Consider the following 24,163-nt stretch of genomic DNA (forward strand, 5'->3'; position numbering starts at 1 on the left):
AGACGGTCGGCGCCTGCCCGGAGGCTGCCGCCCATGACGAAGACACACGACCTCGGTCACCTCACCGTCCTGATCTCCGGCGCGAGCGTCGCCGGCCCCGCCGTCGCCCTGAACCTCGCCCGGTACGGCGCCCGGGTCACGGTCGTCGAGAAGGCCCCGGCGTTGCGGGAGGCGGCTTCGCGGTCGACTTCCGCGGCCGGGTGCACCGCGAGGTGCTGGCCGCCATGGGCATCTGGGAGGAGATCCACGCGCGGCAGACCCATATGGGCCGGCAGACCGTCGTCGACGCCGACGGGCGCGTGCGCGTGGACCTGCCGGCCGAGCTGATGAGCGGCGATGTGGAGATCTTCCGCGGCGAGCTCGCGAAGATCATGTACGAGCGCACCCGGGACTCCGCCGAGTACGTCTTCGGCGACTCGATCACCGCCCTCACCGAAGACGGCGACGGCGTGCATGTCGTCTTCGAGAAGGGCGCTCGCCGCCGCTTCGACCTGGTCGTCGGCGCCGACGGACTGCATTCGAGCACCCGCCGTCTCGTCTTCGGCGACGAGTCCAGGTACCTGCGCTTCCTCGACCACTACGCGGCCGTCTTCCCGGTCCCCACCCACCTCGGCCTGAACCGCACGGGCGTCCTCCACAGCGAGCCCGGCCGCGCGGTGGGCGTCAGCAACTACGACGGAGACCCGGACCGCGCGGGAGCCCTGCTGGTCTTCCGGTCCGAGCCGCTGACGTACGACCGCCGGGACGTCGCCGGGCAGAGGCGGATCCTCGCCGACCGGTTCGCGGGGATGGGCTGGGAGGCGCCGAGCGTCCTGCGGGCCCTGGAGGAGACCGACGAGCAGTACTTCGACGCGATCGCGCAGATCCACGTCGACCGTCCCACGCGGGGCAGGGTGGCGCTGGTCGGGGACGCCGGGTACGGCGCCACCATGGGCGGCATGGGCACCGGCGTCGCGATCGTCGCGGCGTACGTGCCGGCCGGCGGGCTGGCCCGCGCGGGCGGGGACCACCGCGTCGCCTTCGCCGGGTACGAGGCCCTGGTCCGGGACTTCGCCAAGGGCTGCCAGGGGACCGCCGGCAACGCGGGCCCGTTCTTCGCCCCGCCGACCGAGCGCCGCATCCGCTCCCGGGACCGCGTGTACCGCCTGCTCGCCTCCCGCCCGCTGGCGGGTCTCCTCAAGCGGCTGACGGAGCGGGCGGCAACGGCCATCGACCTGCCGGACTATCCGGCCCCCGCCGGGACCCGGCGGGACTACCCGGCCTCCGCCTGACCGCGCGTCCCGAGCGCCCAGCCGTGGTCGACCGGCCCGATGCCGCCGCCGAGGGCGAAACCGGCCGCGATCGCCCCGGTGACGTACTCCTTGGCCGCCGTCACCGCCTCGGGCACGGACAGGCCCTTCGCGAGATGGGAGGCGATCGCGGAGGCCAGGGTGCAGCCGGTGCCGTGGGTGTGGCGGTTGTCGTGCCGGGGCGCGCGCAGCCAGTGCTCCTCGGAGCCGTCGGTGAGCAAGTCGACGGCCTCCCCGGACAGATGGCCGCCCTTGATCACCACCCAGCGGGGCCCGTACCCGAGGACGGCCACCGCGGCCCGCCGCATGTGCTCCTCGGACTCGACCCGGACGCCGGTCAGTTGGGCGACCTCGTCGAGGTTCGGGGTGGCGACGGTCGCGACCGGCAGCAGCCTGGTCCGTACGGAGTCCAGCGCGGAGGCCGCGAGCAGCGCGTCCCCGTGCTTGGAGACGCCGACGGGGTCGACGACGGCCGGGGCGTCCGTCCCGGAGATCAATTCGGCGACCGTCTCGACGAGTTCCGCCGAGGCGAGCATGCCGGTCTTCACCGCCTGTACGCCGATGTCGTCGACGACGCTGCGGTACTGGGCCCGCACCGCCTCCACCGGCAGCTCCCAAGCGCCCTGGACGCCGAGGGAGTTCTGCGCGGTGACCGCGGTGATCACGCTCATGCCGTGCACGCCGAGCGCGAGCATCGTCTTCAGGTCGGCCTGGACGCCGGCGCCGCCGCCGGAGTCGGAGCCGGCCACGGTCAGGACCCGGGGCGGCGCGCTCACGACTCGATGTCCCCGAAGTGGTCCCAGCCGCCCTTGCTGGTCCAGGGCGCCCCGTCCACCGTGACCTGCGGCAGCGCGGACGGGTTCAGGACCTCGCCGATCACCTTCCAGCGGGCGGGCAGCTTCACGTCCGGCGGGAAGGTCGCCACGATCGCGTGGTCCTCTCCCCCGGTCAGCACCCACTGGAGCGGATCCACGCCGACCGCCTGCCCGATGTCGTTCATCTGGGAGGGGATGTCGATCGCCCCGGACCGGATGTCGATACGGACCTTGCTGGCCTCCGCGATGTGCCCGAGGTCGGCGATCAGCCCGTCGCTGACGTCGCACATCGCCGTCGCGCCGAGCCCGGCGGCGGCGGGGCCCGCGTGGTACGGCGGTTCCGGGCGGCGGTGCGCCTCGACGAAGGCCCGCGGCGAGCGGAAGCCGCGGGAGAGCACGGCGTACCCGGCGGCGGACCAGCCGAGCCAGCCGGTCACCGCGACCAGGTCGCCGGGCTGAGCGCCGGCCCGGGTCACCGGCTCCTGGTTGCGCAGGTCGCCGAGCGCGGTGATCGACACGGTGATGGTGTCGCCGCGTACGACGTCCCCGCCGACGACGGCCGCGCCCGCGACCTGGCACTCGTCGCGCAGTCCGTCCATCAGCTCGCTCGGCCAGGTCACCGGCAGCTCGGCGGGTACGACCAGGCCGAGCAGCAGCGCGGTCGGCACGGCGCCCATGGCGGCGATGTCCGCGAGGTTCTGCGCGGCGGCCTTGCGGCCGACGTCGTACGCCGTGGACCAGTCGCGGCGGAAGTGCCGCCCCTCGACGAGGATGTCGGTGCTGGCCACGACCCTGCGGTCGGGTGCGGCGACCACCGCGGCGTCGTCGCCGGGGCCGACCCGCACCGCCGGGGTGGTGGTGAGACGGGAGGTGAGCTCCCTGATGAGCCCGAACTCCCCGAGCTCACCAACAGTGCCCTTCATTGCCCTTACGCCCCTTCTGTCCTCGTGCATGCCCGGTCGCGCGTCATCAGTGTCCTCGATACGGTCGAAGTGACCGTCGGCGCGGTCCCCCTGACCGTCAACCTCCGTCGTGCCGCCACCCGGCGCGCAGGTCCCGGTTCCCGCAGGTCTCCCCGCGACGAGCGGCGACGCGATACCGTGGCGTTCCTTTTCCCCACATGATCCTCGTGGCCGCCCTGGAGGTTCCGTGGTACAGGCGTACATCCTGATCCAGACTGAGGTCGGCAAGGCGTCGACCGTCGCCGAGACGATCGGCAAGATCCCTGGGGTGATCCAGGCCGAGGACGTGACGGGTCCGTACGACGTCATCGTGCGCGCGCAGGCCGACACCGTCGACGACCTGGGTCGCATGGTGGTCGCCAAGGTCCAGCAGGTGGACGGCATCACCCGCACTCTGACCTGTCCGGTCGTCCATCTGTAGCCCCCGTCTACGCTGTGCCGGTGAACTCTTTCCGTCACCGGCTCATCGGCCTGCCCGCGCTCGCCCTGCTGATCACCACCGCGGGCTGCTCCTCAGCAGACGACAGCGCGTCGGTGGCGGTTCCCAGTCCGGACGCGACGGTGACCGAGCTGTGCCGGAAGCTGGACGAAGCGCTGCCGAGGAAGGTGGCCGGTCTGAGCCGCGAGGACCCTGAGCCCCGGTCCGCACTGACCGCGGGTTGGGGAAACCCGGAGATCATACTGCGCTGCGGGGTGCCCAGACCGCCGAAGATGATCGACCCGAAGGTCGCGGAAGGACACGACCCGGACGCGGCTCCCGGCGGGGTGAACGGGGTCGACTGGCTGCAGGAGAAGGCGGAGGACGGGTTCCGGTTCACCACGGCGAACCGGAAGGCGTACGTCGAGGTGTCGGTGCCGGGGGACGTGGACAGCTCGGCGGTGCTGATCGAGCTGGCGCCCGCGATCAAGTCGGCGATTCCGAAGGGGATCGCCGACTAGGGGGTGTCTCGTCGATCAGGCCGGATCAGGGAGCGGCGTCCGGTGCCGTGCATCGCAAGGCGGAGGAGGGAGCCGATGCGATGGGGGTCCCCCCTGCTCGAGCGGAGCCGAGAGCTTGGGGGAATCGGCGAGTGACGACAACGCGGCGAGGCGCGGTGCCAGGCGCCGCGAGCCCGGCATGATCGGCGAGACACCCCTTAGGCACCGCGGGGCGTCTCAGCGAAGGCCGGTCGACCTGCGCAGGGCCGCCTGGATCAGGCGGTCCACCAGCTCCGGGTAGGCGATGCCGCTCGCCTGCCACATCTGCGGGTACATGGAGATCGGCGTGAAGCCGGGCATCGTGTTGATCTCGTTGATCACGAACTCGCCGTCCTCGGTGAGGAAGAAGTCCGCGCGGACCAGGCCCTCGCAGCTGGCGGCCTCGAAGGCCTCCACCGCGAGCCGCTGGACCTCGGCGGTCTCCTCCCCGGTCAGCGGGGCGGGGACGATGCCGGGCGTGGAGTCGATGTACTTGGCCTCGAAGTCGTAGTACGCGTGCGCGTCCGGCGGCGGGATCTCGGCCGGCACGGAGGCGCGCGGGCCGTCCTCGAACTCCAGGACGCCGCACTCGATCTCACGGCCGCGCAGCGCGGCCTCGATCAGGATCTTGGGGTCGTGACGGCGGGCCTCGGCGATGGCGTCGTCCAGGCCGGAGAAGTCGTCGACCTTGGTGATGCCGATGGAGGAGCCGGCCCGGGCGGGCTTCACGAACAGCGGCCAGCCGTGCTCGCCCGCGAAGTCGGCGATCCGCCGCCGGGCGCCCGCCTCGTCCGCCTCCCACTCGCGCGGCCGGATCACGAGGTACGGGCCCACCTTGAGCCCGAACGACTCGAAGACCCGCTTCATGTACTCCTTGTCCTGGCCGACGGCCGAGGAGAGCACACCGGAGCCCACGTACGGCACCCCGGACAGCTCCAGCAGGCCCTGGAGAGTGCCGTCCTCGCCGTACGGGCCGTGCAGCACCGGGAAGACCACGTCGACCTCGCCCAGTGCCTTGGGCACGGAACCCGGCTCGGTGTAGACGACTTCGCGGTTGCCGGGGTCGACCGGGAGCACCACACCGCCCTCGCCGGACTCGGCGAGGTCCTCGACGGTCGGCGTACGGCGATCGGTGATCGCCATCCGCTCGGGTTCGTCGGCGGTGAGCGCCCAGCGGCCGTCGCGGGTGATGCCGATCGGCAGGACCTCGTACTTGGTCCGGTCGATGGCCTTGAGGACGGCGCCGGCCGTGACCACGGAGATCCCGTGTTCGGAGCTGCGCCCGCCGCACACGACGGCCACCCGCGGCTTGCGCGTCGGCTGCTGCTCGGGGCTCTGGGGGAGGTTCTCGGTGCTCATATCGCGATGAGAGTACCCGTTGGTAGGGCGCGGAGACAGCGTCCGCCCGCCGAAGGGGCGCGCCGGTGTCGGGAGTGCGGACGCGCGGAGGCCCGAAGGGCTGAGCACGATCGCGCGCTCGACACCGGCTGAAGCGCCCCGGAGGTGACTGATCGAACGCAGCGCGTTCGCTCAGCGTCGCTCGGGCTTCGCGCTGCGCGACATCAGCTCCTTGAGGGCGACCACCGGAGGCTTGCCCTCGTGCACGATGCCGACGACCGTCTCGGTGATCGGCATGTCGACGCCGTGCCGGCGGGCCAGATCCAGCACCGACTGGCAGGACTTGACGCCCTCGGCGGTCTGTTTGGTGACCGCGATGGTCTCCTGCAGCGTCATGCCCTTGCCGAGGTTGGTGCCGAAGGTGTGGTTCCGGGACAGCGGCGAGGAGCAGGTGGCGACCAGGTCGCCGAGTCCGGCGAGGCCGGAGAAGGTCAGCGGGTCGGCGCCCATGGCGAGACCCAGCCGGGTGGTCTCGGCGAGCCCGCGCGTGATCAGCGAACCCTTGGCGTTGTCACCGAGGCCCATGCCGTCCGCGATGCCGACGGCGAGCCCGATGACGTTCTTGACCGCGCCGCCGAGTTCGCAGCCGGCGACGTCGGTGTTGGTGTACGGGCGGAAGTACGGCGTGTGGCAGGCGGTCTGCAGCCGCTGGGCGACGGCCTCGTCGGTGCAGGCGACGACGGAGGCGGCCGGCATCCGGGCGACGATCTCGCGGGCCAGGTTGGGCCCGGTGACCACGGCGATGCGGTCCTGGCCGACCTTGGCGACGTCGTCGATGACCTCGCTCATCCGCATCGCGGTGCCGAGTTCGATGCCCTTCATCAGGGACACGAGGACGGTGCCGGGCGCGAGCAGCGGAGTCCACTCGGCGAGGTTGGCGCGCAGCGTCTGGGACGGCACGGACAGGACCGTGAAGTCGGCGCCGGCGGCGGCCTCGGCGGGGTCCGTGGTGGCCCGCAGGTTCTGCGGCAGCTCGACGCCGGGGAAGTAGTCGGGGTTGGTCCGGGTGGAGTTGATCGCCTCGGCGACCTCCGGGCGGCGCGCCCACAGCACGACGTCACAGCCCGCGTCGGCGAGCACCACGCCGAAGGCCGTGCCCCACGAACCGGCGCTGAACACCGCCGCTTTGACCGGCTTGCTCACTTGCCCTGCCCTTCCGGCTGCTTCCCCTCGGCCTGCGCCCGGGTGCGCCGCCGCTGCTCGATGCGCTCGCGCTTCGGGTCGTAGGGCGTCGCGGGAGCCTTCTCGCCGCGGATCTCCTCCAGGTGGCGGGTGATCGCGGCCATGATGACCTCGGTCGCCTCCTTGAGGACGTCCGCGGTCATCTCCTTGTCGTAGAAGCGCGACAGATCGACGGGCGGGCCCGCCAGCACCCGGCTGGTCTTGCGCGGGAAGAGGTGCGGCTTCTTGGCGTACGGCGGCAGCAGTTCGTTGCAGCCCCACTGGGCGACCGGGATCACCGGGCACTTGGTGCGCAGGGCGACGCGGGCTGCGCCGGTCTTGCCGGTCATGGGCCAGCCGGCCGGGTCGCGGGTGAGGGTGCCCTCGGGGTAGAAGGCGACGCACTCGCCGCGCTCCACGGCGTCGATCGCGGCCCGGAAGGCACTGAGCGCGTCGGTGCTCTCGCGGTAGACGGGGATCTGTCCGGTGCCGCGCATCGCGGCGCCGACGAATCCCTTCTTGAAAAGGCCGCTCTTCGCCAGGAATCGCGGCACCCGTCCGGTGTTGTACTGAAAGTGCGCGTACGCGAAGGGGTCGACGTGCGAATTGTGGTTCACCACGGTGATAAACCCGCCCTCGGCCGGAATGTTCTCCATTCCACGCCAGTCCCGCTTGAGCAGAACCACCAGCGGCGGTTTGCAGATCACCGCGGCGAAGCGGTACCAGAAGCCGATTCTGCGGCGGGGCACGCGGACACCTTCCTCTAGGGCTGCCACCAGGCCCGGGGGCCGCACAAGTGTCGCCCCAGACCGTCGGTCTGTCGAGAACACCGTACGCCCCGAGGACGCGGCCGCCGGATGGCCCGGGGGACAATGTCCGCGACAAGAGAGGGGTCGAACGCTCGTGCACTGGACCTTGGTGATCCCCGTGAAGCCTTTGGCGCGGGCGAAGAGCAGGCTGGCGGACACAGCGGACGACGGGCTGCGGCCGGGTCTCGCGCTGGCCTTCGCGCAGGACACGGTGGCCGCGGCCCTGGCCTGCCCGGGGGTGCGGGATGTGGCAGTGGTCACGGACGACGGCATGGCGGGCCGGGAGCTGGGCGCGCTGGGCGCCCGAATCGTCCCCGACGAGCCGGGCGGCGGTCTCAACGCCGCACTGGAGCACGCGGTGGCGGCCGTGCGTGCCGCGCGCCCCGAAAGCGCCGTGGCGGCCCTCAACGCGGATCTTCCGGCGCTGCGCCCGGCGGAATTGGACCGGGTACTGGCCGCCGCCGCGGAATTCCCGCGTGCTTTTCTCCCGGACGCCGCGGAAATCGGCACGACCTTGCTGGCCGCGAGTCCGGGGCGGGAATTACAGCCGGCCTTCGGCCTTGATTCCCGGGCCCGTCACCGCGCGTCGGGCGCGGTGGAGCTGGCCCTCACCGGGGTGGACTCGGTACGCCAGGACGTGGACACCGGCGACGATCTGCGCACGGCGCTCGCGCTGGGCGTGGGCCCCCGTACGGCGGCGGTGGCCGAGCGCCTGCTGATCCCCGGGCAGTAGGCTGCCGTCATGCACGCGACCGCATACACGTACGACGCCGGGACGCGCAGCGGGCAGGTGCTGCTCGACGACGGCACTCCCGTCCCCTTCGACGCCGCCGCGTTCGACGCGGGCGGGCTGCGGCTGCTGCGGCCGGGCCAGCGGGTGCGGATCGAGACCGAGGGCGAGGGCGAGGGCCGCCGGATCACCTTGGTGACGCTGCAGACCTTCTGACCTGGGCGCGGACCGCCCGACCGGCCCGTTCGGCGTCCGGAAACGCCGCGGGCCGGGCTCCCTGGGGAGTCCGGCCCGGCGCGTGAGTGCCCCTGTGGCTGCCCTTACTTCTTGCGGGCGGTGGCCTTCTTGGCGGTCGTGGTCTTGCGTGCCGACGACTTCTTGGCGGGGGCCTTCTTGGCCGTCGCCTTCTTCGCCGGGGCCTTCTTGGCCGCCGTCGCCTTCGCGGTGGTGGTCTTCTTCGCGGCGGTGGTCTTGGCCGCCGCCGTCGTGGTCTTCTTGGCGGGGGCCTTCTTCGCCGTGGTCTTCTTGGCGGCGGCCGTGGTCTTCTTCGCGGCGGCCGTCGTCTTCTTCGCGGCGGCCTTCTTCGCCGTCGGCGCCGCCTTCTTCGCGGTGGTCTTCTTCGCGGCGGCCTTCTTGACCGTCACCGAAGCGCCGCCGGTCAGGCTGCCCTTGGGGGCCTTCTTCACGGCGACCTCGCCGCCACGCGGCAGCTTCTTCGAGCCGCTGACCAGGTCCTTGAAGCCCTGACCTGCACGGAAGCGCGGCACAGAGGTCTTCTTGACCCGAACCCGCTCGCCCGTCTGAGGGTTACGGGCGTAACGCGCCGGCCGGTCGACCTTCTCGAACGAACCGAAGCCGGTGACGGAGACCCGCTCACCGGCGACGACCGCGCGGACGATGGCGTCCAGTACGTGGTCGACGGCATCGGCGGCCTGCTGGCGGCCGCCCATCTTGTCGGCAATCGCTTCTACGAGCTGCGCCTTGTTCACGTCTTCCCCTTCGGAGACATCGCCAGAACGAAAGTGTTCAAGCTTTTTCGCACGTTAGGCAGATATATACCGCAAATCAAACACGAAACGGGCTAATCACCCTTGTGCCGCATCCGACTCAACTGTCCCGGACTTGTTTCAGCCATCCCCTTCGGGGAATCGCCCCTCGTCGAGGTCGGCCATGAACCGGTCCAGACGCCTTGTCGCTTCGGCGAGATCGTGCTTGGCCGCGGCCGTGATGACCAGCAGCTTCCGGGTCAGCGCCATCCGTACGCCCTCCGGGACTTGCAGTGCGCGCACCTTTGCGTGCGCTTCCTTGAGTCGGTCCGCGACTGCCGTATAGAGCTCGAGTTGGCCGTCGTGTTCCATGCACAGATTGTGCCATCTGGGGCGAGTTGTCGCCTGCCCGGGGGGGCAACTGCCGCCTCAAACGGCCCTCCGGACGGTCATCGCCGCCGCGCCGCCAACGCACGCGTACCCCGCCAATCACCGCTCTAACGTGGGAAGTTGGGGAGCCTCCGGAGGCCGTGCGGGGCGCCGCGGGCACAAAAACGGCTGTACCCCCGATCGGGCCGATCGGGGGTACAGCCGGGGTGTTGGGGTGGCCGAAACTCGACCTCCGGGTGGGGCCTGTGGGGCTCCTGAGGTCAGACCTCCAGCGTCCGCGGCTTGTACGCGGGGCGCTTCGCCTCGTACGCCGCGATGTCCTCCTCGTTCTGGAGGGTGATGGAGATGTCGTCCAGCCCGTTCAGCAGCCGCCAGCGGGAGTTCTCGTCCAGCTCGAAGGAGGCGGTGATGCCCTCGGCGCGCACCTCGCGCGCGACCAGGTCGACGGTGATCTCCACCTCGGGGTCCGCCTCCGTGAGCTCCCACAGCGCGTCCACGATCTTCTGCTCCAGCACCACCGTGAGCAGGCCGTTCTTGAGTGAGTTGCCGCGGAAGATGTCGGCGAAGCGGGACGAGATGACCGTCTTGAAGCCGTAGTTCTGCAGCGCCCAGACGGCGTGCTCACGGGAGGAGCCGGTGCCGAAGTCGGGTCCGGCGACCAGCACCGTGGCGCCCTGCCGCTCGGGCCGGTTGAGCACGAACTCCGGGTCCTTGCGCCAGGCCTCGAACAGCCCGTCCTCGAACCCGTCCCGGGTCACCTTCTTGAGCCAGTGGGCGGGGATGATCTGGTCGGTGTCGACGTTGCTGCGGCGCAGCGGGACGGCCCGGCCGGTGTGCGTGGTGAAAGCTTCCATGACTGATCAGACTCCAGCGGGCACGGGGGCGTCGGACAGGTCGGCGGGCGAGGCCAGGTGCCCCAGGACGGCGGTCGCGGCCGCGACCTGCGGCGACACCAGGTGCGTACGTCCGCCCTTGCCCTGCCTGCCCTCGAAGTTGCGGTTGGAGGTGGACGCGGAGCGCTCGCCCGGGGCCAGCTGGTCCGGGTTCATGCCGAGGCACATCGAGCAGCCCGCGTGCCGCCACTCGGCGCCGGCCTCCTTGAAGACCACGTCCAGGCCCTCGGAGACGGCCTGCAGACCCACCCGCGCGGAGCCCGGGACGACCAGCATCCGTACCCCGTCGGCGATTTTGCGGCCGCGCAGGATGTCGGCGGCGTTGCGCAGGTCCTCGATGCGGCCGTTGGTGCAGGAGCCTACGAAGACGGTGTCCACCTTGATGGAGCGCAGCGGCTGTCCGGCCTCCAACCCCATGTACTCCAGGGCCTTTTCGGCGGCGAGGCGCTCCGAAGCGTCTTCGTACGAAGCCGGGTCGGGGACGGACGCCGAAAGCGGCGCGCCCTGGCCGGGGTTGGTGCCCCAGGTGACGAACGGCGACAGCGCGGCGGCGTCGATGACGACCTCGGCGTCGAACTCGGCGTCGTCGTCGGTCTTCAGCGTCTTCCAGTACTCGACCGCGGCGTCCCAGTCGGCGCCCTCGGGGGCGTGGACGCGGCCCTTGATGTACTCGAAGGTGGTCTCGTCGGGGGCGATCATGCCCGCACGGGCGCCGGCCTCGATCGACATGTTGCAGATGGTCATCCGGGCCTCCATCGAGAGCTTCTCGATGGCGGAGCCGCGGTACTCCAGGACGTAGCCCTGGCCGCCGCCGGTGCCGATCCTGGCGATGATCGCCAGGATCAGGTCCTTGGCGGTGACGCCCTCCGGCAGCTCGCCGTTCACGGTGATCGCCATGGTCTTCGGGCGGGCCATGGGCAGCGTCTGGGTGGCCAGCACGTGCTCCACCTGGGAGGTGCCGATGCCGAACGCCAGCGCGCCGAAGGCGCCGTGCGTGGAGGTGTGGGAGTCGCCGCAGACGACGGTCATGCCGGGCTGGGTCAGACCCAGCTGCGGGCCGACGACGTGCACGACGCCCTGCTCGACGTCGCCCAGCGGGTGCAGGCGCACACCGAACTCGGCGGCGTTCTTGCGCAGCGTCTCCAGCTGGACCCGGGAGACCGGGTCGGCGATCGGCTTGTCGATGTCGAGGGTCGGGGTGTTGTGATCCTCGGTCGCGATGGTGAGGTCGAGCCGGCGCACCTTCCGCCCGCTCTTGCGGAGGCCGTCGAAGGCCTGCGGGCTGGTCACCTCGTGCAGCAGGTGCAGATCGATGAAGAGGAGGTCGGGCTCGCCCTCGGCGCGCCGGACGACGTGGTCGTCCCAGACCTTCTCCGCGAGTGTCCTACCCATCGCTTTCCCTCCGGCCGGCAAAGGTGCGCCGACCCAACTAGAGATCTGTGAGGCGGCGCCCGCGCCCCTGGTTCCGGGCGTCCGCCGCCAGGCCCGTCATTTGTGCGGGCCGCTGTGCCTTCGTGATTCCAGGGTGGCGTGTTCCACGGAAAATTGAACTTGCGTTTCACAGAGTGAGACGCAAGTATCGTTGCATGGACAACAGTAGCGGCGTCGGCGTTCTGGACAAGGCGGCCCTCGTCCTGAGCGCTCTGGAGTCCGGTCCGGCCACCCTCGCGGGTCTGGTCGCGGCCACCGGACTGGCACGACCCACGGCACACCGCCTGGCCGTGGCTCTGGAACACCACCGCATGGTGGCGCGTGACATGCAGGGCCGTTTCATTCTCGGCCCCCGCCTGGCAGAACTGGCCGCGGCGGCCGGTGAGGACCGTCTCCTCGCCACGGCCGGCCCGGTGCTCACCCACCTCCGTGACGTCACGGGCGAGAGCGCGCAGCTCTACCGCCGCCAGGGCGACATGCGCATCTGCGTCGCCGCCGCGGAGCGCCTGTCCGGCCTGCGGGACACCGTCCCGGTCGGCTCGACGCTCACGATGAAGGCGGGTTCCTCGGCGCAGATCCTCATGGCCTGGGAGGAGCCGGAGCGCCTGCACCGCGGCCTGCAGGGCGCCCGCTTCACGGCGACGGCCCTGTCGGGCGTCAGGCGCCGCGGCTGGGCCCAGTCGATCGGCGAGCGCGAGCCGGGTGTCGCGTCCGTCTCCGCGCCCGTGCGCGGCCCGTCGAACCGCGTGGTGGCCGCCGTGTCCGTCTCCGGCCCCATCGAGCGCCTGACCCGCCACCCCGGCCGTATGCACGCGCAGGCGGTCATCGACGCCGCCGCCCGCCTCTCCGAGGCCCTGCGCCGCTCGGGCTGACCGCGGAAGCGAACGCCGTAGGGGAAGAGCGGCCTCAACGCCGCGGCAGCTCCTTCCCTACGGCACGGGATGTCCCTACGGCACGGGATGCCCCCACGGCTCTCAGGCGGCCGTTCCGCCCTCCGACCGGTGAGCGAACCGGTCCTTGGCGTACCGCCCGCGCCGCTCCAGCGGCACCTGCCCATGGGCGGAGGCCAGGCCGAACGCCGGCATGTCCCCGTAGATCGCCTCGTAACGCCCCTCCGGCACGACGTACGCCTCGTGCCAGATCCCGACGTGCCCCCGGAGTTTCCCCTCGCGGTCCATGCGGTTCATCCGCCCCCACATCTCGTGGTGGAACCCGTCCGGCGCGCTCGCGTACGCGTAGAGCTTCTCCTTCGACTCCCAGTACTGCACGAGGTAGTACGTCCGGGGCGAGGCCGTCAGCAGCACCCTCGACAGCAGCCCGCGTCCCGGGCTCTTCTTCAGCTCCGCCAGCATCCGGAGCATCGACAGCATCACAGGCAACCACTGGTGCACCGCCCAGAACCTGTTGATGCGCATCCCGATCAGCAGGACGATCACGTCCCCCCGAGCATCCGCGGTCGTGAGCCGCATCGCGCGGCCCGTCTTCTTCTCAGTGTCCGCCATGCTTGGATAGTGCCGCTACCCAATGAAAGGCGCAAGACATGCGGCTCGCCGAACTGAGCAACCGCAGCGGTGTCTCCACCGCGACGATCAAGTACTACCTGCGTGAGGGCCTGTTGCCGCCCGGCCGCCAGCTCAACGCCACCACGGCGGACTACGACGAGACACACCTGCGCCGGCTGCGGCTGGTGCGGGCGCTGATCCAGGTCGGCAAGGTCCCGGTGGCCAACGCCCGTGAAGTGCTCCGGCACGTCGACGACGAGCCCCTGGGCCGTTCGATCCGGCTGGGCGCGGCCCTGTTGGAGCTGCCGCGGGGCCCGGAGCCGGACGAGGACGACGAGTACGTCCGGGCCGCGCACGAGGAGGTCGCCGCGCTCATGGACCGGCTCGGCTGGGAGAACGCCAAGCGGCTCGCGGGCTTCTCCCGCGCGTACCGCTCGCTGGTGGTGGGGGTGGCCGCGTTCCGCAGGCTCGGCTACGACTGGGGGGCCGGACAGCTCGCGCCGTACGCCGAGTTGATGCACCGGACGGCCGTTCTCGACGTGGACAACATGGAGACGTACCCGTCGGAGGCGGAGCGGGTCGAGTTCGCGGTGCTGGGGGCGATCCTCAACGAGCCCGTGCTGCAGGCGCTGCACCGGCTGGCGCAGGAGGAGGAGACGACGCGGCGGTACGGATTCGATTAGCCGGCGCCGGGCACGACGAAGGCCCTCCGCCGAAGCGGAGGGCCTTCCTCTGATGTACCCCCGACCGGATTCGAACCGGCGCTACCGCCTTGAGAGGGCGGCGTGCTAGGCCGCTACACAACGGGGGCGTGGACTCTGCGTTTCCGCAGGTCCGAGCTGGTCTACCTGGACTCGAACCAAGACTAACTGAACCAGAATCAGTCGTGCTGCCAATTACACCATAGACCAATGTGGTTTAGACCAGTCAGTACCCCCGACCGGATTCGAACCGGCGCTACCGCCTTGAGAGGGCGGCGTGCTAGGCCGCTACACAACGGGGGCCCTAGCGATCACCTCGTGAGAGATCACCGTACCCCCGACCGGATTCGAACCGGCGCTACTGCCTTGAGAGGGCAGCGTGCTAGGCCGCTACACAACGGGGGCTTTGTGGATCAGATCCACGGTTGCGGATGAAGCTCCGCGAGCTGGCCTACCTGGACTCGAACCAAGACTAACTGAACCAGAATCAGTCGTGCTGCCAATTACACCATAGGCCACTGGAACGCAAGCCCCGTGTGGGGATCTTGTTCTAGTTCGCTCCTCCGGTTCCCGGCCTTTCGGCCCGCTCCCCGGCGGCGCAGAAAGAACATTACCCGAAGGTGGACGGGGCTCCAAAACGGGTATCCGCGCCGAGCAGCGCCGGGAGTTCGGAGAGGCACGCGATCCGGTGCGGACCGGACCCCGCGGCCACCGTCGCGGAGCCGCCCACGCGGTCGATCCAGACCGACAGCAGCCCGGCCTCCGCGGCGCCCCGGCCGTCGATCTCCGGGTGGTCGCCGACGTACGCCACCTGGTCCGGAGGCAGCGACAGGGCCTCGCAGGCGGCCAGGAACGCCCTGGCCTCGGGCTTGGAGACGCCGAGCTCCGCGGCGCACAGGATGGTCTCGAAGCGGTGGTGCACGCCGAGGGCGCGCAGCTTGCGGTCCTGCACCACGAGGCTGGAGTTGGAGAGCACCGCGTGACGGTGGCTGGCGGCCAGCGCGTCCAGCACCGGCAGGACGTCCGGGAACAGGGCCCAGGCGGCCTCGTAGTGAGCGAGATAACGCTCGAACCAGGCGTCGGCCTCCGGGTCGGTGAGGTCCCGGGCCAGGAACGTCCGCACCCGGTCCCGGCGCTGGCCCTCGTAGGTGGTCTCCCCCGCCGCGAAACGGTCCCAGTGACGCTCGGTGACCTCTTTCCAGAGGGCGAGGGCCCGCTCGGGGCCGGCGTAGCGCTCCAGGAGTCCCTCGGCCGCCAGATGGGCGCGGATGCCCTCGCGGTCCGCGGTCGAATAGTCGAAGAGGGTGTCGTCCACGTCCCAGACCACGGCACGGATGCTCATGATCCGACGGTAGCGCGGGACGGCCCCCGTGTCCGGGGGACGCGGGAGGAGCCGTACGACGAAGGGGCGGTACCCGTGGAGTCCGGGTACCGCCCCTTTCACGCGCCTGTGCGTCCTACGCGGCCAGCTTGGCCAGGGCCGCGTCGATGCGGGTCAGGGTCTTCTCCTTGCCCAGGACCTCGAGGGACTCGAACAGGGGCAGGCCGACCGTGCGGCCGGTGACGGCGACCCGGACCGGGGCCTGGGCCTTGCCGAGCTTGAGGCCGTGGGCCTCGCCGGCGGCCAGGACGGCCTCCTTGAGGGACTCCGCGGACGTCCAGTCGGCGGCCTCCAGCTTCTCCCGCGCGGTGCGCAGCAGGGCGTCGCTGCCCTCCTTCATCGCCTTCGTCCAGCTCGGCTCGTCGAAGACCGGCTCGGGCAGGAAGAGGAAGTCGACGTTGTCGGTGATCTCGGAGAGCACCTTCAGACGGGTCTGGGCGTGCGGGGCGATCGCCTGCCACTGGGCCTCGTCGAAGTCCTCCGCCGCCCAGGGGGCGAACGGGGCCTTCAGCCAGGGGCGGCAGCGCTCCGTGAAGTCCTTCACGTCCAGCAGGCGGATGTGGTCGCCGTTGATGGACTCGCACTTCTTCAGGTCGAAGCGGGCCGGGTTGGGGTTGACGTCCGCGACGTCGAAGGCCGCGACCATCTCGTCCATCGTGAAGATGTCCTGGTCGGCGGAGAGCGACCAGCCGAGCAGCGAGAGGTAGTTGAGCAGGCCCTCGGGCAGGAAGCCGCGCTCGCGGTACAGGTTGAGCGAGGACTGCGGGTCGCGCTTGGAGAGCTTCTTGTTGCCCTCGCCCATGACGTACGGCAGATGGCCGAACTGCGGGATGCCCTTGGCGACGCCCAGCTCGATCAGCGCCTTGTAGAGGGCGATCTGGCGGGGGGTGGAGGAGAGCAGGTCCTCGCCGCGCAGGACGTGGGTGATCTCCATCAGGGCGTCGTCGACCGGGTTGACGAGGGTGTACAGCGGGGCGCCGTTGGCGCGGACGATGCCGTAGTCCGGGACGTTCTCCGGGGTGAAGGTCAGCTCGCCGCGGACCAGGTCGGTGAAGGTGATCGTCTCGTCGGGCATCCGGAAGCGGACGATCGGCTCGCGGCCCTGGGCCTGGTACTCCTCGACCTGCGCGGCGGTCAGCTCGCGGCAGTGGCCGTCGTAGCCGGACGGCTTGCCGGCGGCGCGGGCGGCCTCGCGGCGGGTGTCCAGCTCCTCCTGGGAGCAGTAGCAGCGGTAGGCGTGGCCGGCGTCCAGCAGCTTGGCCGCGACGTCCTTGTAGAGGTCCATGCGCTGCGACTGGCGGTAGGGCGCGTGCGGGCCGCCGACCTCGGGGCCCTCGTCCCAGTCGAAGCCCAGCCAGCGCATCGAGTCGAGCAGCTGGTTGTACGACTCCTCCGAGTCGCGGGCCGCGTCGGTGTCCTCGATGCGGAAGACCAGGGTGCCGCCGTGGTGCCGGGCGAACGCCCAGTTGAACAGGGCGGTGCGGACCAGGCCCACATGGGGGTTACCGGTGGGCGACGGACAGAAACGGACGCGTACGGGGGAGCCGGATGCGCTAGCCACGCTTGACAACCTTGTTGGTGAGAGTGCCGATGCCTTCGATGGTGACGGCGACCTCGTCGCCGACGTTCAGGGGTCCGACCCCTGCGGGGGTGCCGGTGAGGATCACATCGCCGGGGAGCAGCGTCATGGCCTCGGAGATGTTGACGATCAGATCCTCGATGGAGTGGATCATCTCGCTGGTGCGGCCGAGCTGGCGCTGTTCGCCGTTGACCGTGAGCTGGACGGTCAGGTCGGACGCCCGGTCGAGGTCCAGGCCGGTCTCCACCCAGGGGCCGAGCGGGCAGGACGTGTCGAAGCCCTTAGCCCGCGCCCACTGCTTCTCGCGGCGCTGCACGTCCCGCGCGGTGATGTCGTTGGCGCAGGTGAAGCCGAAGATCACGTCCTTGACGCGGTCGCGCGGGACCTCGCGGCACATCCGGCCGATGACGACGGCCAGCTCAGCCTCGTGGTGCAGTTCCTCGGAGAAGGAGGGGTACTGGATGTCGTCGCCCGGGCCGATGACCGAGGTGGACGGCTTGAAGAAGGCGAAGGGGGCGTCGGGGGCCTCGTTGCCCAGCTCGCGCGCGTGCTCCGCGTAGTTGCGGCCGAAGGCCACGACCTTGTTGGGGAGCACCGGCGGCAGCAGCCGGACCTTGCTCAGCGGCACCTTCGTACCGGAGAGCTCGAAGTCCGCGAACGGGATGCCCTTGATGATGTCGAGGACGAGCTCGTCCGGCTTGTCGCCCTCGACCGCGCCGAAGGCGACGTTCCCGTCGATGGAGAACCTGGCGATGCGCACGGGATGCTTTGCCCCTTGACTTAAGCGGCGGGAGTCTGACGCTCCAGGCTAACGCGGCAAAGGCGAGGCGCCTCGCGCATTGTGCGCGAGGCGCCCTGTCGACCCGGGTGCGGAGCGTGTCACTCCGCGGCGGAGGCGCCCACGGGGACCTCCATCAGGACCGTACGCTTGGGGTTGGCCGTCTGCGACGGGAGCTCGACGGGGTGCTCCGGCTGCACCGGGGTCTGCAGGTCGTCGGCGTCCTTCAGGTGCGCCAGCGTCGTGCGCCGCGGGTTGGCGATCTTGTGGAACATCGTCGTCTTCACGGGTGTCCTTGCTCGTCGTCAGACTTGTCGGGGCTTGTCAGAGCTTGTCATCGCGGTGACTCTTGTAAAGCGTCAGGCTAAACATGCGGATTCCCGTCAAAGGGCGGAAGCGTTCAGGATCGGCGTGTGATTTTGCTCACGAAGCCACGCGCAAACCGGTCAATTCAGGCTCACAACTGATGCCCATGAAACGGACATTGGGCCCCTGAAGCGACCATTCCGCTCCTGATCATGGCGACTGGGACACCCGGCACACCTCGGCGACTCGTAGGCAAATGTCCGTTATAAGGCGGGCGCAGCTCTACGTCTCGTAACCCGGCCCTCACGTGCTGTCACGGAGGTCACAGCCTGACCAACGGACCTTGTTGGAGATCCGGCACTGTGCTGGAATTCCACGGACCGCCGCAGGAACGAGCCGGCGCACCAGGGCGCGACACGCGCCGAGTGGCGGCGAGAAGGGGGAGGCCAGCGCCGGTCACTCACGACCACCCGGGGACGTATTCAGGGCGTCCCCGACGACGCCGACACCGTCCTTCCGTTCGCGGAGGGGCGCCTGGTCCAGAGGTTGCGACGCTAGTGCAGGGACGTTTCAAGAGGGATGGCAGCGCTTCGGCGGAGCCGGAGCCGCACGGCGGGACTGGCCCCATGGCCGGCAGCTCCTCGCCCCAGCACGCCCAGGGCCAGAGCCCGTCCGGTGAGGCCGGCACGCGCCCCGGGCGCCCCGGCACGTCCGCGCCCTCGGGCCCGGCGAGCCCCGCTCCGGCCGTGAAGCCGCCGCAGGGCCCGCCCGGCCCCGGCCCGCGAATAGCCCTGCGGAACTGGCGGATCTCCACCCGTCTGGTCGCGCTGCTGACCCTCCCCGTGGTCGCGGCGACCTCGCTGGGTGCGCTGCGCATCAGCCAGTCCATGGAGGACATGCAGCAGCTCGACAACATGAAGCTGCTGACGGACATGACCAAGGAGGCCACCGAGCTGGCCGCCGCGCTCCAGGAGGAGCGCGACAAGTCCGCGGGTCCGCTGGCGCACGGTTCGAAGTCGAGCGCCATCACCGTCAAGGGCTACCGGGACAAGACCGACCGGGCCCTGAAGAACTTCCTCGACTCGGCCGAGGAGCTCGACAGCACCAGCCGGGACGGCAACCTCCAGGGCGTCCGCGACAGCGTCGTCGGTCTGGCGCGCGACCTGATGACGCTGAACAAGGTCCGCAGCTCGGCCTACGAGGCCAAGAACAACAACATGCAGACCGTCGAGGCCTACCACCGCCTGATCGAGCACCTGCTCGACCTCTCGCAGGACATGGCCGAGGCGACCAGCAACCCGGACATGATCCAGCGCACGCGTGCCCTGGCGGCCTTCTCCTCCGCCAAGGAGTACGCGTCCGTCCAGCGCGCGGTCCTCGCCGCGGCCCTGCCCGCGAGCAACACGACGTACGGCAACCTCTCCGCGAACGACCGCCTCTACGGCGAGTCGGCGCTGCAGAGCCAGCGGTCGGACATCAACAGCTTCCGGAGCATCTACGGCGACGAGAACGCCGCGGAGCTGCTGAAGCCGATCGAGGAGAACAACGCCACCATCGAGGCCACCGACCTGTACGCGTCCCGCGCGTTCGGCCGGCCCGAGGGTCTGGACGGCCTGGACAAGCGCTCGTACCAGGACTGGGTGGACGACAGCTCGACCAAGATCGAGCAGATGAAGAAGATCGAGCGCACGCTGCTCGAGGAGATGGAGCAGAAGGCCCGCGAGCTGCGCAGCGAGTCGGAGCAGGAAGCGATCATCTCCGGTGCGCTGATCCTGCTCGTGCTCGGCGTGTCGCTGGTCGGCGCCTTCGTCGTGGCCCGCTCCATGATCCGCTCGCTGCGCCGCCTGGAGGACACCGCGACCAAGGTCGCCTCCGAGCGCCTGCCCGAGCTGGTCAAGCAGCTGTCCGAGTCCGACCCGCAGGACGTCGACACGTCCGTGGAGTCGGTCGGTGTGCACTCCCGCGACGAGATCGGCCGAGTGGCCGCGGCCTTCGACGACGTGCACCGCGAGGCGGTCCGCCTCGCCGCCGAGCAGGCCCTGCTGCGGGGCAACGTCAACGCGATGTTCACCAACCTCTCGCGCCGCTCCCAGGGTCTGATCCAGCGCCAGCTGTCGCTGATCTCCGAACTTGAGTCCCGCGAGGCCGACCCGGACCAGCTGGCCTCCCTGTTCAAGCTGGACCACCTCGCCACGCGTATGCGCCGTAACGGTGAGAACCTCCTCGTCCTCGCGGGTGAGGAGCCCGGCCGGCGCTGGACCCGCCCGGTTCCGCTGGTCGACGTGCTGCGTGCCGCCGCGTCCGAGGTGGAGCAGTACGAGCGCATCGAGCTGGCCGCCGTGCCGACCACGCAGGTCGCCGGCCGGGTCGTCAACGACCTCGTGCACCTGCTCGCCGAGCTGCTGGAGAACGCCACCTCGTTCTCCTCGCCGCAGACCAAGGTCAAGGTCACCGGTCACGCCCTGCCCGACGGCCGGGTGCTGATCGAGATCCACGACACCGGTATCGGTCTGTCCCCCGAGGACCTGGCACAGATCAACGAGCGCCTGGCCTCGCCGCCCACCGTGGACGTGTCGGTCTCCCGCCGCATGGGTCTGTTCGTGGTCGGCCGGCTGTCCCAGCGGCACGGCATCCGCATCCAGCTGCGCCCGTCGGACTCCGGCGGTACGACCGCGCTGGTCATGCTGCCCGTCGATGTCGCCCAGGGCGGCAAGAAGCCGCAGCCGAAGCAGGGTCAGGGCGGCGCCGGTGTCTCCGGTGGTCCGGCCGCCGCGCAGGCCGCGGCCGGTGCCGCCGCCGCGCGGCGCCAGAACGGCGGCAACGCGCTGGGTGCCGGTGGCGCCGGTGGTGGGCTGCTCGGGTCCGGTCCGGGTCCGCGCGCCGCGCTGCCGGGCCGGGACGCGGGCGGCCGTCCGGGAGCCCCGGGTGCCGGTGGCCTCAGCAACGGCGGTCCCGGTGCCGGTGGGCCCGGCGGTCCGCGCGGACCGCAGGCTCCGGCGCCGCAGCAGGGCCGTCCGGCTCCGGCCGGCGCGGGTGCCCCGCAGGGTCTTCAGTCCGCCGGTCCGGGCGGTGCGCCGCAGGGCCAGGACGCCCGTGGCTCCGTGCCGGCGCGCGGCGACGCGAACCAGAACAAGGGCGGCGAGCGCGGCCGGCGCGGCAAGCAGCCGCAGCTGCCGCCGCGCGGCGGCCCGCGGGCCGAGCTGCCGGGCGGCAACCCGCAGCCCCGCGTGCCGAGCTGGAGCGACGAGAGCGCCCAGCCGCCGGTGCCGCGTGCCTCGCTGGACACGCCGCGCGGTCACGAGGAGCCGGACGTCGCGCAGACGTCCCGGATGCCGCGGATCGACGACCGTCAGGGGCCCGGCTCCACGGCGGAGATGCCGGTGGTGCCGCGGCTCGACGAGCGCCAGAACCCGCAGGCCTCCGCCGACTTCGGCCACCAGGGCGCGAACGCCCCGCAGCAGACCGGCCAGTTCGTCCGCCCGGACGTCTACGGCACGTCCGCCGGTGCGGGCGACCCGTCGAGCACGGGCCAGTTCGAGGCACCGCAGCAGCAGGGTTACGACAACGGCTCCACCGGCCAGTTCGCCGCCCCGCAGGCTTACGGCGCCCAGGGTTACGACAACGGCTCGACGGGCCAGTTCCAGGCACCGCAGCAGCAGGGTTACGACAACGGCTCCACCGGCCAGTTCCCGGTGGCCGCGCAGGACGCCTCGGCCACCGGCCGGCACGCGCTGCCCGGCGGCCGGCAGGACGCCCAGGCCCGCTTCGACCAGCCGCAGGGCGACCTCGGCGGCCGGCAGCGTCCGCAGGCCCGGCCCGGACGTCCGGAACCGGAGGCACTGCCCCCGGCGGCCGGCCCCGGTGACGGGCGTACGCCGCTGTACGACACGCTGGAGACCAACTGGTTCCACGGTCAGCAGGGCCAGCAGGGCCAGCCGGCTCCGCAGTCCCAGGCGCCGCAGGGCCAGGCTCCGCAGGGCCGTCAGGCTCCGCAGCAGCGGCCCGACCGTGCCCCCCAGCAGCAGTCGCAGGCCCCGACCGGGCCTCAGCGCGCCGCCACGGCGGCCTGGCGCAGCTCGCCCAACGACGACCTCGTGAAGCAGGCCGAGCGCGTCCGCCAGCCCGCCGCCGGCGGGATCACCACCTCCGGCCTGCCGCGCCGGGTGCCCCGGGCGAACCTCGTCCCGGGCACGGCCCAGCAGCAACCGCACCAGAGCGGTCCGCAGGTCTCGCGTGCTCCCCAGGACGTGCGCGGCCGGCTGACCAATCTCCGTCGGGGTATCGCACAGGGCCGTCAGGCCGGTTCGGGCCAGACGGGCAGTTACCCGAGCCCCACTCACCCGCAGGAGCGCTAGTTGAGTCCGATGAGCCAGGCGGCACAGAACCTGAACTGGTTGATCACCAACTTCGTGGACAACACCCCCGGGGTGTCCCACACCGTCGTCGTGTCGGCCGACGGCCTCCTGCTGGCGATGTCCGAGGGATTCCCGCGCGACCGTGCCGACCAGCTGGCGGCCGTCGCGTCGGGGCTGACCTCGCTGACGGCCGGGGCCTCCCGGATCTTCGAGGGCGGCAACGTGGCGCAGACCGTCGTCGAGATGGAGCGGGGATTCCTCTTCCTCATGTCCATCTCGGACGGCTCGTCCCTGGCCGTCCTGGCGCACCCGGAGGCGGACATCGGCCTCGTCGGCTACGAGATGGCACTGCTCGTGGACCGTGCGGGCGCGGTGCTCACGCCGGATCTGCGCGCCGAACTGCAAGGCAGTCTGCTCCACTGACCCGACCCAGATCCACCCGCCTCACCAAATCACCGTCCGGCCGACACAATCCCCCCACCGGCCCCGCTCAGACGGCTTGACTGACCGCTTGCTGTCCCGCCCGGAGGATTCATGACCCCGCCCACCGCCTCTCATGATCCGTACACAGATCCGTACGGGGACGAGGGCGACCAGCCGCTGGTCCGTCCGTACGCGATGACCGGCGGCCGGACCCGGCCGCGCTACCAGCTCGCCCTCGAGGCGCTGATCAGCACCACGGCCGACCCGGCAGCGCTCATGGGGCTGCTCCCCGAGCACCAGCGCATCTGCCACCTGTGCCGTGAAGTGAAGTCGGTCGCCGAGGTCTCGGCGCTGCTGGCCATGCCGCTCGGTGTGGCCCGGATCCTGGTCGCGGACCTCGCCGAGGCCGGACTGGTCGCCGTCCACCAGCCGGGTGGCGACGAGAACAACGGCGGTGCTCCGGACGTGACACTGCTCGAAAGGGTGCTCAGTGGACTTCGCAAGCTCTAGCGGCGCCGTCGCCTCGGGGCGTTCCACCACTTCCGCGAAGATCGTGGTGGCGGGCGGCTTCGGCGTGGGCAAGACCACGTTCGTCGGGGCCGTCTCGGAGATCAACCCGCTGCGCACGGAAGCGGTCATGACGTCCGCGAGCGCGGGCATCGACGACCTCACCCACACCGGGGGCAAGACGACCACCACGGTCGCGATGGACTTCGGTCGCATCACCCTCGACCAGGACCTGATCCTGTACCTGTTCGGTACGCCGGGCCAGGACCGCTTCTGGTTCATGTGGGACGACCTGGTGCGCGGCGCCATCGGCGCGGTGGTCCTGGTGGACACCCGGCGGCTGGCGGACTGCTTCCCCGCGGTGGACTACTTCGAGAACAGCGGACTGCCGTTCGTCGTGGCCCTCAACGGCTTCGACGGTCATCAGCCGTACAACCCCGAAGAGGTGCGTGAGGCGCTGCAGATCGGGCCGGACACCCCGATCATCACGACCGACGCCCGGCACCGCGCGGACGCCAAGTCCGCGCTGATCACGCTGGTCGAGCACGCCCTGATGGCGCGTCTGAAGTAGTACCCGAAACAGTGCGGGCGTCACGGCAGTTGCCGTAGGCCTCCTCACCTGTACACCGGAGCCGGCTGTGGCCTTTGACACGGCCGGCTCCGGTGTTCATAACGTTTCGGCAGAGGAATCGGGTGATGCCACCACGCGTCGCGGTCGCCCGGTGTCGCTGCGCGCACAAAAGCCCCGTCTTTTGACGGGGCTCGCTCTTTATGACCGTTTTATCTACGGCTTACATCACGCGGAATCCT

At 70.8% G+C, this 24,163-nt stretch carries 24 protein-coding genes, 5 tRNA genes and 1 pseudogene; 11 read left to right on the plus strand and 19 right to left on the minus strand.

What is annotated here, in order from left to right:
- The first annotated feature begins 33 nt into the window (after positions 1-33).
- Positions 34-1,271, plus strand: a pseudogene (locus ACSU6L_RS11055) (FAD-dependent monooxygenase).
- Here ACSU6L_RS11055 and thiD read toward each other — a convergent pair.
- Together thiD and ACSU6L_RS11065 are read right to left on the minus strand one after the other, a co-directional pair.
- Complete coding sequence (gene thiD, locus ACSU6L_RS11060) at positions 1,253-2,065, minus strand: bifunctional hydroxymethylpyrimidine kinase/phosphomethylpyrimidine kinase (protein ID WP_437055937.1); 813 nt, start codon at positions 2,063-2,065, stop codon at positions 1,253-1,255. The pseudogene ACSU6L_RS11055 and the gene thiD sit on opposite strands and share 19 nt — an antisense overlap.
- The gene (locus ACSU6L_RS11065; protein WP_073941134.1) at positions 2,062-3,027 is read right to left on the minus strand and encodes a thiamine-phosphate kinase; all 966 of its coding nucleotides are present in this window, start codon (positions 3,025-3,027) and stop codon (positions 2,062-2,064) included. Before ACSU6L_RS11065 ends, thiD begins: the two co-directional genes overlap by 4 nt.
- 226 nt (positions 3,028-3,253) lie before the next feature.
- Between ACSU6L_RS11065 and ACSU6L_RS11070 the strand changes: the two genes are divergently transcribed.
- Both ACSU6L_RS11070 and ACSU6L_RS11075 read left to right on the plus strand, forming a co-directional pair.
- Positions 3,254-3,487, plus strand: a complete 234-nt coding sequence (locus ACSU6L_RS11070) for an Lrp/AsnC family transcriptional regulator (RefSeq protein ID WP_029384521.1) — start codon at positions 3,254-3,256, stop codon at positions 3,485-3,487.
- A 20-nt stretch (positions 3,488-3,507) separates the two neighbouring features.
- On the plus strand, positions 3,508-4,005 hold the full coding sequence (locus ACSU6L_RS11075; protein ID WP_437055939.1) for a DUF3515 domain-containing protein: 498 nt from the start codon (positions 3,508-3,510) through the stop codon (positions 4,003-4,005).
- A 216-nt stretch (positions 4,006-4,221) separates the two neighbouring features.
- Here ACSU6L_RS11075 and ACSU6L_RS11080 read toward each other — a convergent pair whose 3' ends face one another.
- The 3 genes from ACSU6L_RS11080 to ACSU6L_RS11090 all read right to left on the minus strand — a co-directional run bounded on the left by ACSU6L_RS11080 (position 4,222) and on the right by ACSU6L_RS11090 (position 7,331).
- Entirely contained in the window at positions 4,222-5,382 is a 1,161-nt protein-coding gene (locus ACSU6L_RS11080) for a D-alanine--D-alanine ligase family protein (RefSeq protein WP_437055941.1), read from the minus strand.
- Positions 5,383-5,553: 171 nt separating this feature from the next.
- Complete coding sequence (locus ACSU6L_RS11085; protein WP_073941132.1) at positions 5,554-6,564, minus strand: NAD(P)H-dependent glycerol-3-phosphate dehydrogenase; 1,011 nt, start codon at positions 6,562-6,564, stop codon at positions 5,554-5,556.
- Complete coding sequence (locus ACSU6L_RS11090) at positions 6,561-7,331, minus strand: lysophospholipid acyltransferase family protein (RefSeq protein WP_073941131.1); 771 nt, start codon at positions 7,329-7,331, stop codon at positions 6,561-6,563. Before ACSU6L_RS11090 ends, ACSU6L_RS11085 begins: the two co-directional genes overlap by 4 nt.
- Positions 7,332-7,485: 154 nt before the next feature.
- Here ACSU6L_RS11090 and cofC point away from each other — a divergent pair, with 154 nt between their 5' ends.
- Both cofC and ACSU6L_RS11100 read left to right on the plus strand, forming a co-directional pair.
- Complete coding sequence (gene cofC, locus ACSU6L_RS11095) at positions 7,486-8,124, plus strand: 2-phospho-L-lactate guanylyltransferase (RefSeq protein ID WP_437055944.1); 639 nt, start codon at positions 7,486-7,488, stop codon at positions 8,122-8,124.
- 9 nt (positions 8,125-8,133) lie between these two features.
- Positions 8,134-8,337, plus strand: a complete 204-nt coding sequence (locus ACSU6L_RS11100; protein WP_073941129.1) for a hypothetical protein — start codon at positions 8,134-8,136, stop codon at positions 8,335-8,337.
- Positions 8,338-8,441: 104 nt separating this feature from the next.
- Here the strand turns inward: ACSU6L_RS11100 and ACSU6L_RS11105 are convergent, their stop codons facing one another.
- The 4 genes from ACSU6L_RS11105 to leuC form a co-directional block, all read right to left on the minus strand.
- Complete coding sequence (locus ACSU6L_RS11105) at positions 8,442-9,110, minus strand: HU family DNA-binding protein (protein ID WP_437055946.1); 669 nt, start codon at positions 9,108-9,110, stop codon at positions 8,442-8,444.
- 138 nt (positions 9,111-9,248) lie between these two features.
- Positions 9,249-9,479: a hypothetical protein gene (locus ACSU6L_RS11110; RefSeq protein WP_073941127.1), complete on the minus strand. Its 231-nt coding sequence runs from the start codon at positions 9,477-9,479 to the stop codon at positions 9,249-9,251.
- Between the two features lie 278 nt (positions 9,480-9,757).
- Positions 9,758-10,351 carry a 3-isopropylmalate dehydratase small subunit gene (leuD, locus tag ACSU6L_RS11115; RefSeq protein ID WP_437055948.1) on the minus strand — a complete coding sequence of 198 codons (594 nt, stop codon included), beginning with the start codon at positions 10,349-10,351 and terminating at the stop codon, positions 9,758-9,760.
- Positions 10,352-10,357: 6 nt separating this feature from the next.
- Positions 10,358-11,782 (minus strand): 3-isopropylmalate dehydratase large subunit, encoded by a 1,425-nt coding sequence (gene leuC, locus ACSU6L_RS11120; protein WP_437055950.1) that lies wholly within the window; start codon positions 11,780-11,782, stop codon positions 10,358-10,360.
- A 194-nt stretch (positions 11,783-11,976) separates the two neighbouring features.
- On the opposite strand from leuC, the gene ndgR reads away from it, so the two are divergent.
- Entirely contained in the window at positions 11,977-12,693 is a 717-nt protein-coding gene (gene ndgR, locus ACSU6L_RS11125; RefSeq protein ID WP_026278050.1) for an IclR family transcriptional regulator NdgR, read from the plus strand.
- Between the two features lie 102 nt (positions 12,694-12,795).
- Here the strand turns inward: ndgR and ACSU6L_RS11130 are convergent, their stop codons facing one another.
- Positions 12,796-13,290, minus strand: coding sequence for a DUF4188 domain-containing protein (locus ACSU6L_RS11130; protein WP_437064850.1), 495 nt, complete (start codon positions 13,288-13,290; stop codon positions 12,796-12,798).
- Between the two features lie 71 nt (positions 13,291-13,361).
- Between ACSU6L_RS11130 and ACSU6L_RS11135 the strand changes: the two genes are divergently transcribed.
- Positions 13,362-14,006 (plus strand): MerR family transcriptional regulator, encoded by a 645-nt coding sequence (locus ACSU6L_RS11135; RefSeq protein ID WP_437055953.1) that lies wholly within the window; start codon positions 13,362-13,364, stop codon positions 14,004-14,006.
- A gap of 55 nt (positions 14,007-14,061) precedes the next feature.
- Here ACSU6L_RS11135 and ACSU6L_RS11140 read toward each other — a convergent pair.
- The 9 genes from ACSU6L_RS11140 to ACSU6L_RS11180 all read right to left on the minus strand — a co-directional run bounded on the left by ACSU6L_RS11140 (position 14,062) and on the right by ACSU6L_RS11180 (position 18,049).
- Positions 14,062-14,134 (minus strand) — tRNA-Glu (locus ACSU6L_RS11140).
- A gap of 28 nt (positions 14,135-14,162) precedes the next feature.
- Positions 14,163-14,234, minus strand: a tRNA-Gln gene (locus tag ACSU6L_RS11145).
- A gap of 20 nt (positions 14,235-14,254) precedes the next feature.
- Positions 14,255-14,327, minus strand: a tRNA-Glu gene (locus ACSU6L_RS11150).
- Positions 14,328-14,356: 29 nt separating this feature from the next.
- Positions 14,357-14,429: transfer RNA gene (locus tag ACSU6L_RS11155), tRNA-Glu, on the minus strand.
- Between the two features lie 41 nt (positions 14,430-14,470).
- A tRNA-Gln gene (locus ACSU6L_RS11160) sits at positions 14,471-14,542 on the minus strand.
- A gap of 92 nt (positions 14,543-14,634) precedes the next feature.
- Positions 14,635-15,366, minus strand: coding sequence for an HAD family hydrolase (locus ACSU6L_RS11165; protein WP_437055955.1), 732 nt, complete (start codon positions 15,364-15,366; stop codon positions 14,635-14,637).
- Between the two features lie 115 nt (positions 15,367-15,481).
- Positions 15,482-16,966, minus strand: coding sequence for a glutamate--tRNA ligase (gene gltX, locus ACSU6L_RS11170; RefSeq protein ID WP_437055957.1), 1,485 nt, complete (start codon positions 16,964-16,966; stop codon positions 15,482-15,484).
- A complete protein-coding gene (locus ACSU6L_RS11175; RefSeq protein WP_437055959.1) occupies positions 16,959-17,744 on the minus strand; it encodes a fumarylacetoacetate hydrolase family protein in 786 nt (261 codons plus the stop codon). The genes gltX and ACSU6L_RS11175 overlap by 8 nt, the downstream gene beginning before the upstream one ends.
- Before the next feature lie 119 nt (positions 17,745-17,863).
- The gene (locus ACSU6L_RS11180) at positions 17,864-18,049 is read right to left on the minus strand and encodes a hypothetical protein (protein WP_073941120.1); all 186 of its coding nucleotides are present in this window, start codon (positions 18,047-18,049) and stop codon (positions 17,864-17,866) included.
- A 576-nt stretch (positions 18,050-18,625) separates the two neighbouring features.
- Here ACSU6L_RS11180 and ACSU6L_RS11185 point away from each other — a divergent pair.
- From ACSU6L_RS11185 to ACSU6L_RS11200, 4 genes are all read left to right on the plus strand, one after another.
- Positions 18,626-22,423 (plus strand): nitrate- and nitrite sensing domain-containing protein, encoded by a 3,798-nt coding sequence (locus ACSU6L_RS11185; protein ID WP_437055961.1) that lies wholly within the window; start codon positions 18,626-18,628, stop codon positions 22,421-22,423.
- A 9-nt stretch (positions 22,424-22,432) separates the two neighbouring features.
- Positions 22,433-22,846 carry a roadblock/LC7 domain-containing protein gene (locus tag ACSU6L_RS11190; RefSeq protein WP_030752978.1) on the plus strand — a complete coding sequence of 138 codons (414 nt, stop codon included), beginning with the start codon at positions 22,433-22,435 and terminating at the stop codon, positions 22,844-22,846.
- A 111-nt stretch (positions 22,847-22,957) separates the two neighbouring features.
- The gene (locus tag ACSU6L_RS11195) at positions 22,958-23,356 is read left to right on the plus strand and encodes a DUF742 domain-containing protein (RefSeq protein ID WP_073941118.1); all 399 of its coding nucleotides are present in this window, start codon (positions 22,958-22,960) and stop codon (positions 23,354-23,356) included.
- Positions 23,337-23,924, plus strand: coding sequence for a GTP-binding protein (locus tag ACSU6L_RS11200; protein ID WP_437055963.1), 588 nt, complete (start codon positions 23,337-23,339; stop codon positions 23,922-23,924). The genes ACSU6L_RS11195 and ACSU6L_RS11200 overlap by 20 nt, the downstream gene beginning before the upstream one ends.
- Positions 23,925-24,163 lie beyond the last annotated feature (239 nt).

Source organism: Streptomyces sp. enrichment culture, from assembly GCF_964272855.1.
Classification (GTDB): Bacteria; Actinomycetota; Actinomycetes; order Streptomycetales; family Streptomycetaceae; genus Streptomyces.

Excerpts from the sequence above, each read along its gene's own strand:
- ACSU6L_RS11195 (WP_073941118.1), top strand. The coding sequence starts at position 22,958 with ATGACCCCGCCCACCGCCTCTCATGATCCGTACACAGATCCGTACGGG.
- ACSU6L_RS11130 (WP_437064850.1), bottom strand. The coding sequence starts at position 13,290 with ATGCGGCTCACGACCGCGGATGCTCGGGGGGACGTGATCGTCCTGCTG.
- leuD (WP_437055948.1), bottom strand. The coding sequence starts at position 10,351 with ATGGAAGCTTTCACCACGCACACCGGCCGGGCCGTCCCGCTGCGCCGC.
- ACSU6L_RS11100 (WP_073941129.1), top strand. The coding sequence starts at position 8,134 with ATGCACGCGACCGCATACACGTACGACGCCGGGACGCGCAGCGGGCAG.
- ACSU6L_RS11165 (WP_437055955.1), bottom strand. The coding sequence starts at position 15,366 with ATGAGCATCCGTGCCGTGGTCTGGGACGTGGACGACACCCTCTTCGAC.
- ACSU6L_RS11190 (WP_030752978.1), top strand. The coding sequence starts at position 22,433 with ATGAGCCAGGCGGCACAGAACCTGAACTGGTTGATCACCAACTTCGTG.
- ACSU6L_RS11080 (WP_437055941.1), bottom strand. The coding sequence starts at position 5,382 with ATGAGCACCGAGAACCTCCCCCAGAGCCCCGAGCAGCAGCCGACGCGC.
- ACSU6L_RS11065 (WP_073941134.1), bottom strand. The coding sequence starts at position 3,027 with ATGAAGGGCACTGTTGGTGAGCTCGGGGAGTTCGGGCTCATCAGGGAG.
- ACSU6L_RS11110 (WP_073941127.1), bottom strand. The coding sequence starts at position 9,479 with ATGGAACACGACGGCCAACTCGAGCTCTATACGGCAGTCGCGGACCGA.
- ndgR (WP_026278050.1), top strand. The coding sequence starts at position 11,977 with ATGGACAACAGTAGCGGCGTCGGCGTTCTGGACAAGGCGGCCCTCGTC.
- leuC (WP_437055950.1), bottom strand. The coding sequence starts at position 11,782 with ATGGGTAGGACACTCGCGGAGAAGGTCTGGGACGACCACGTCGTCCGG.
- ACSU6L_RS11135 (WP_437055953.1), top strand. The coding sequence starts at position 13,362 with ATGCGGCTCGCCGAACTGAGCAACCGCAGCGGTGTCTCCACCGCGACG.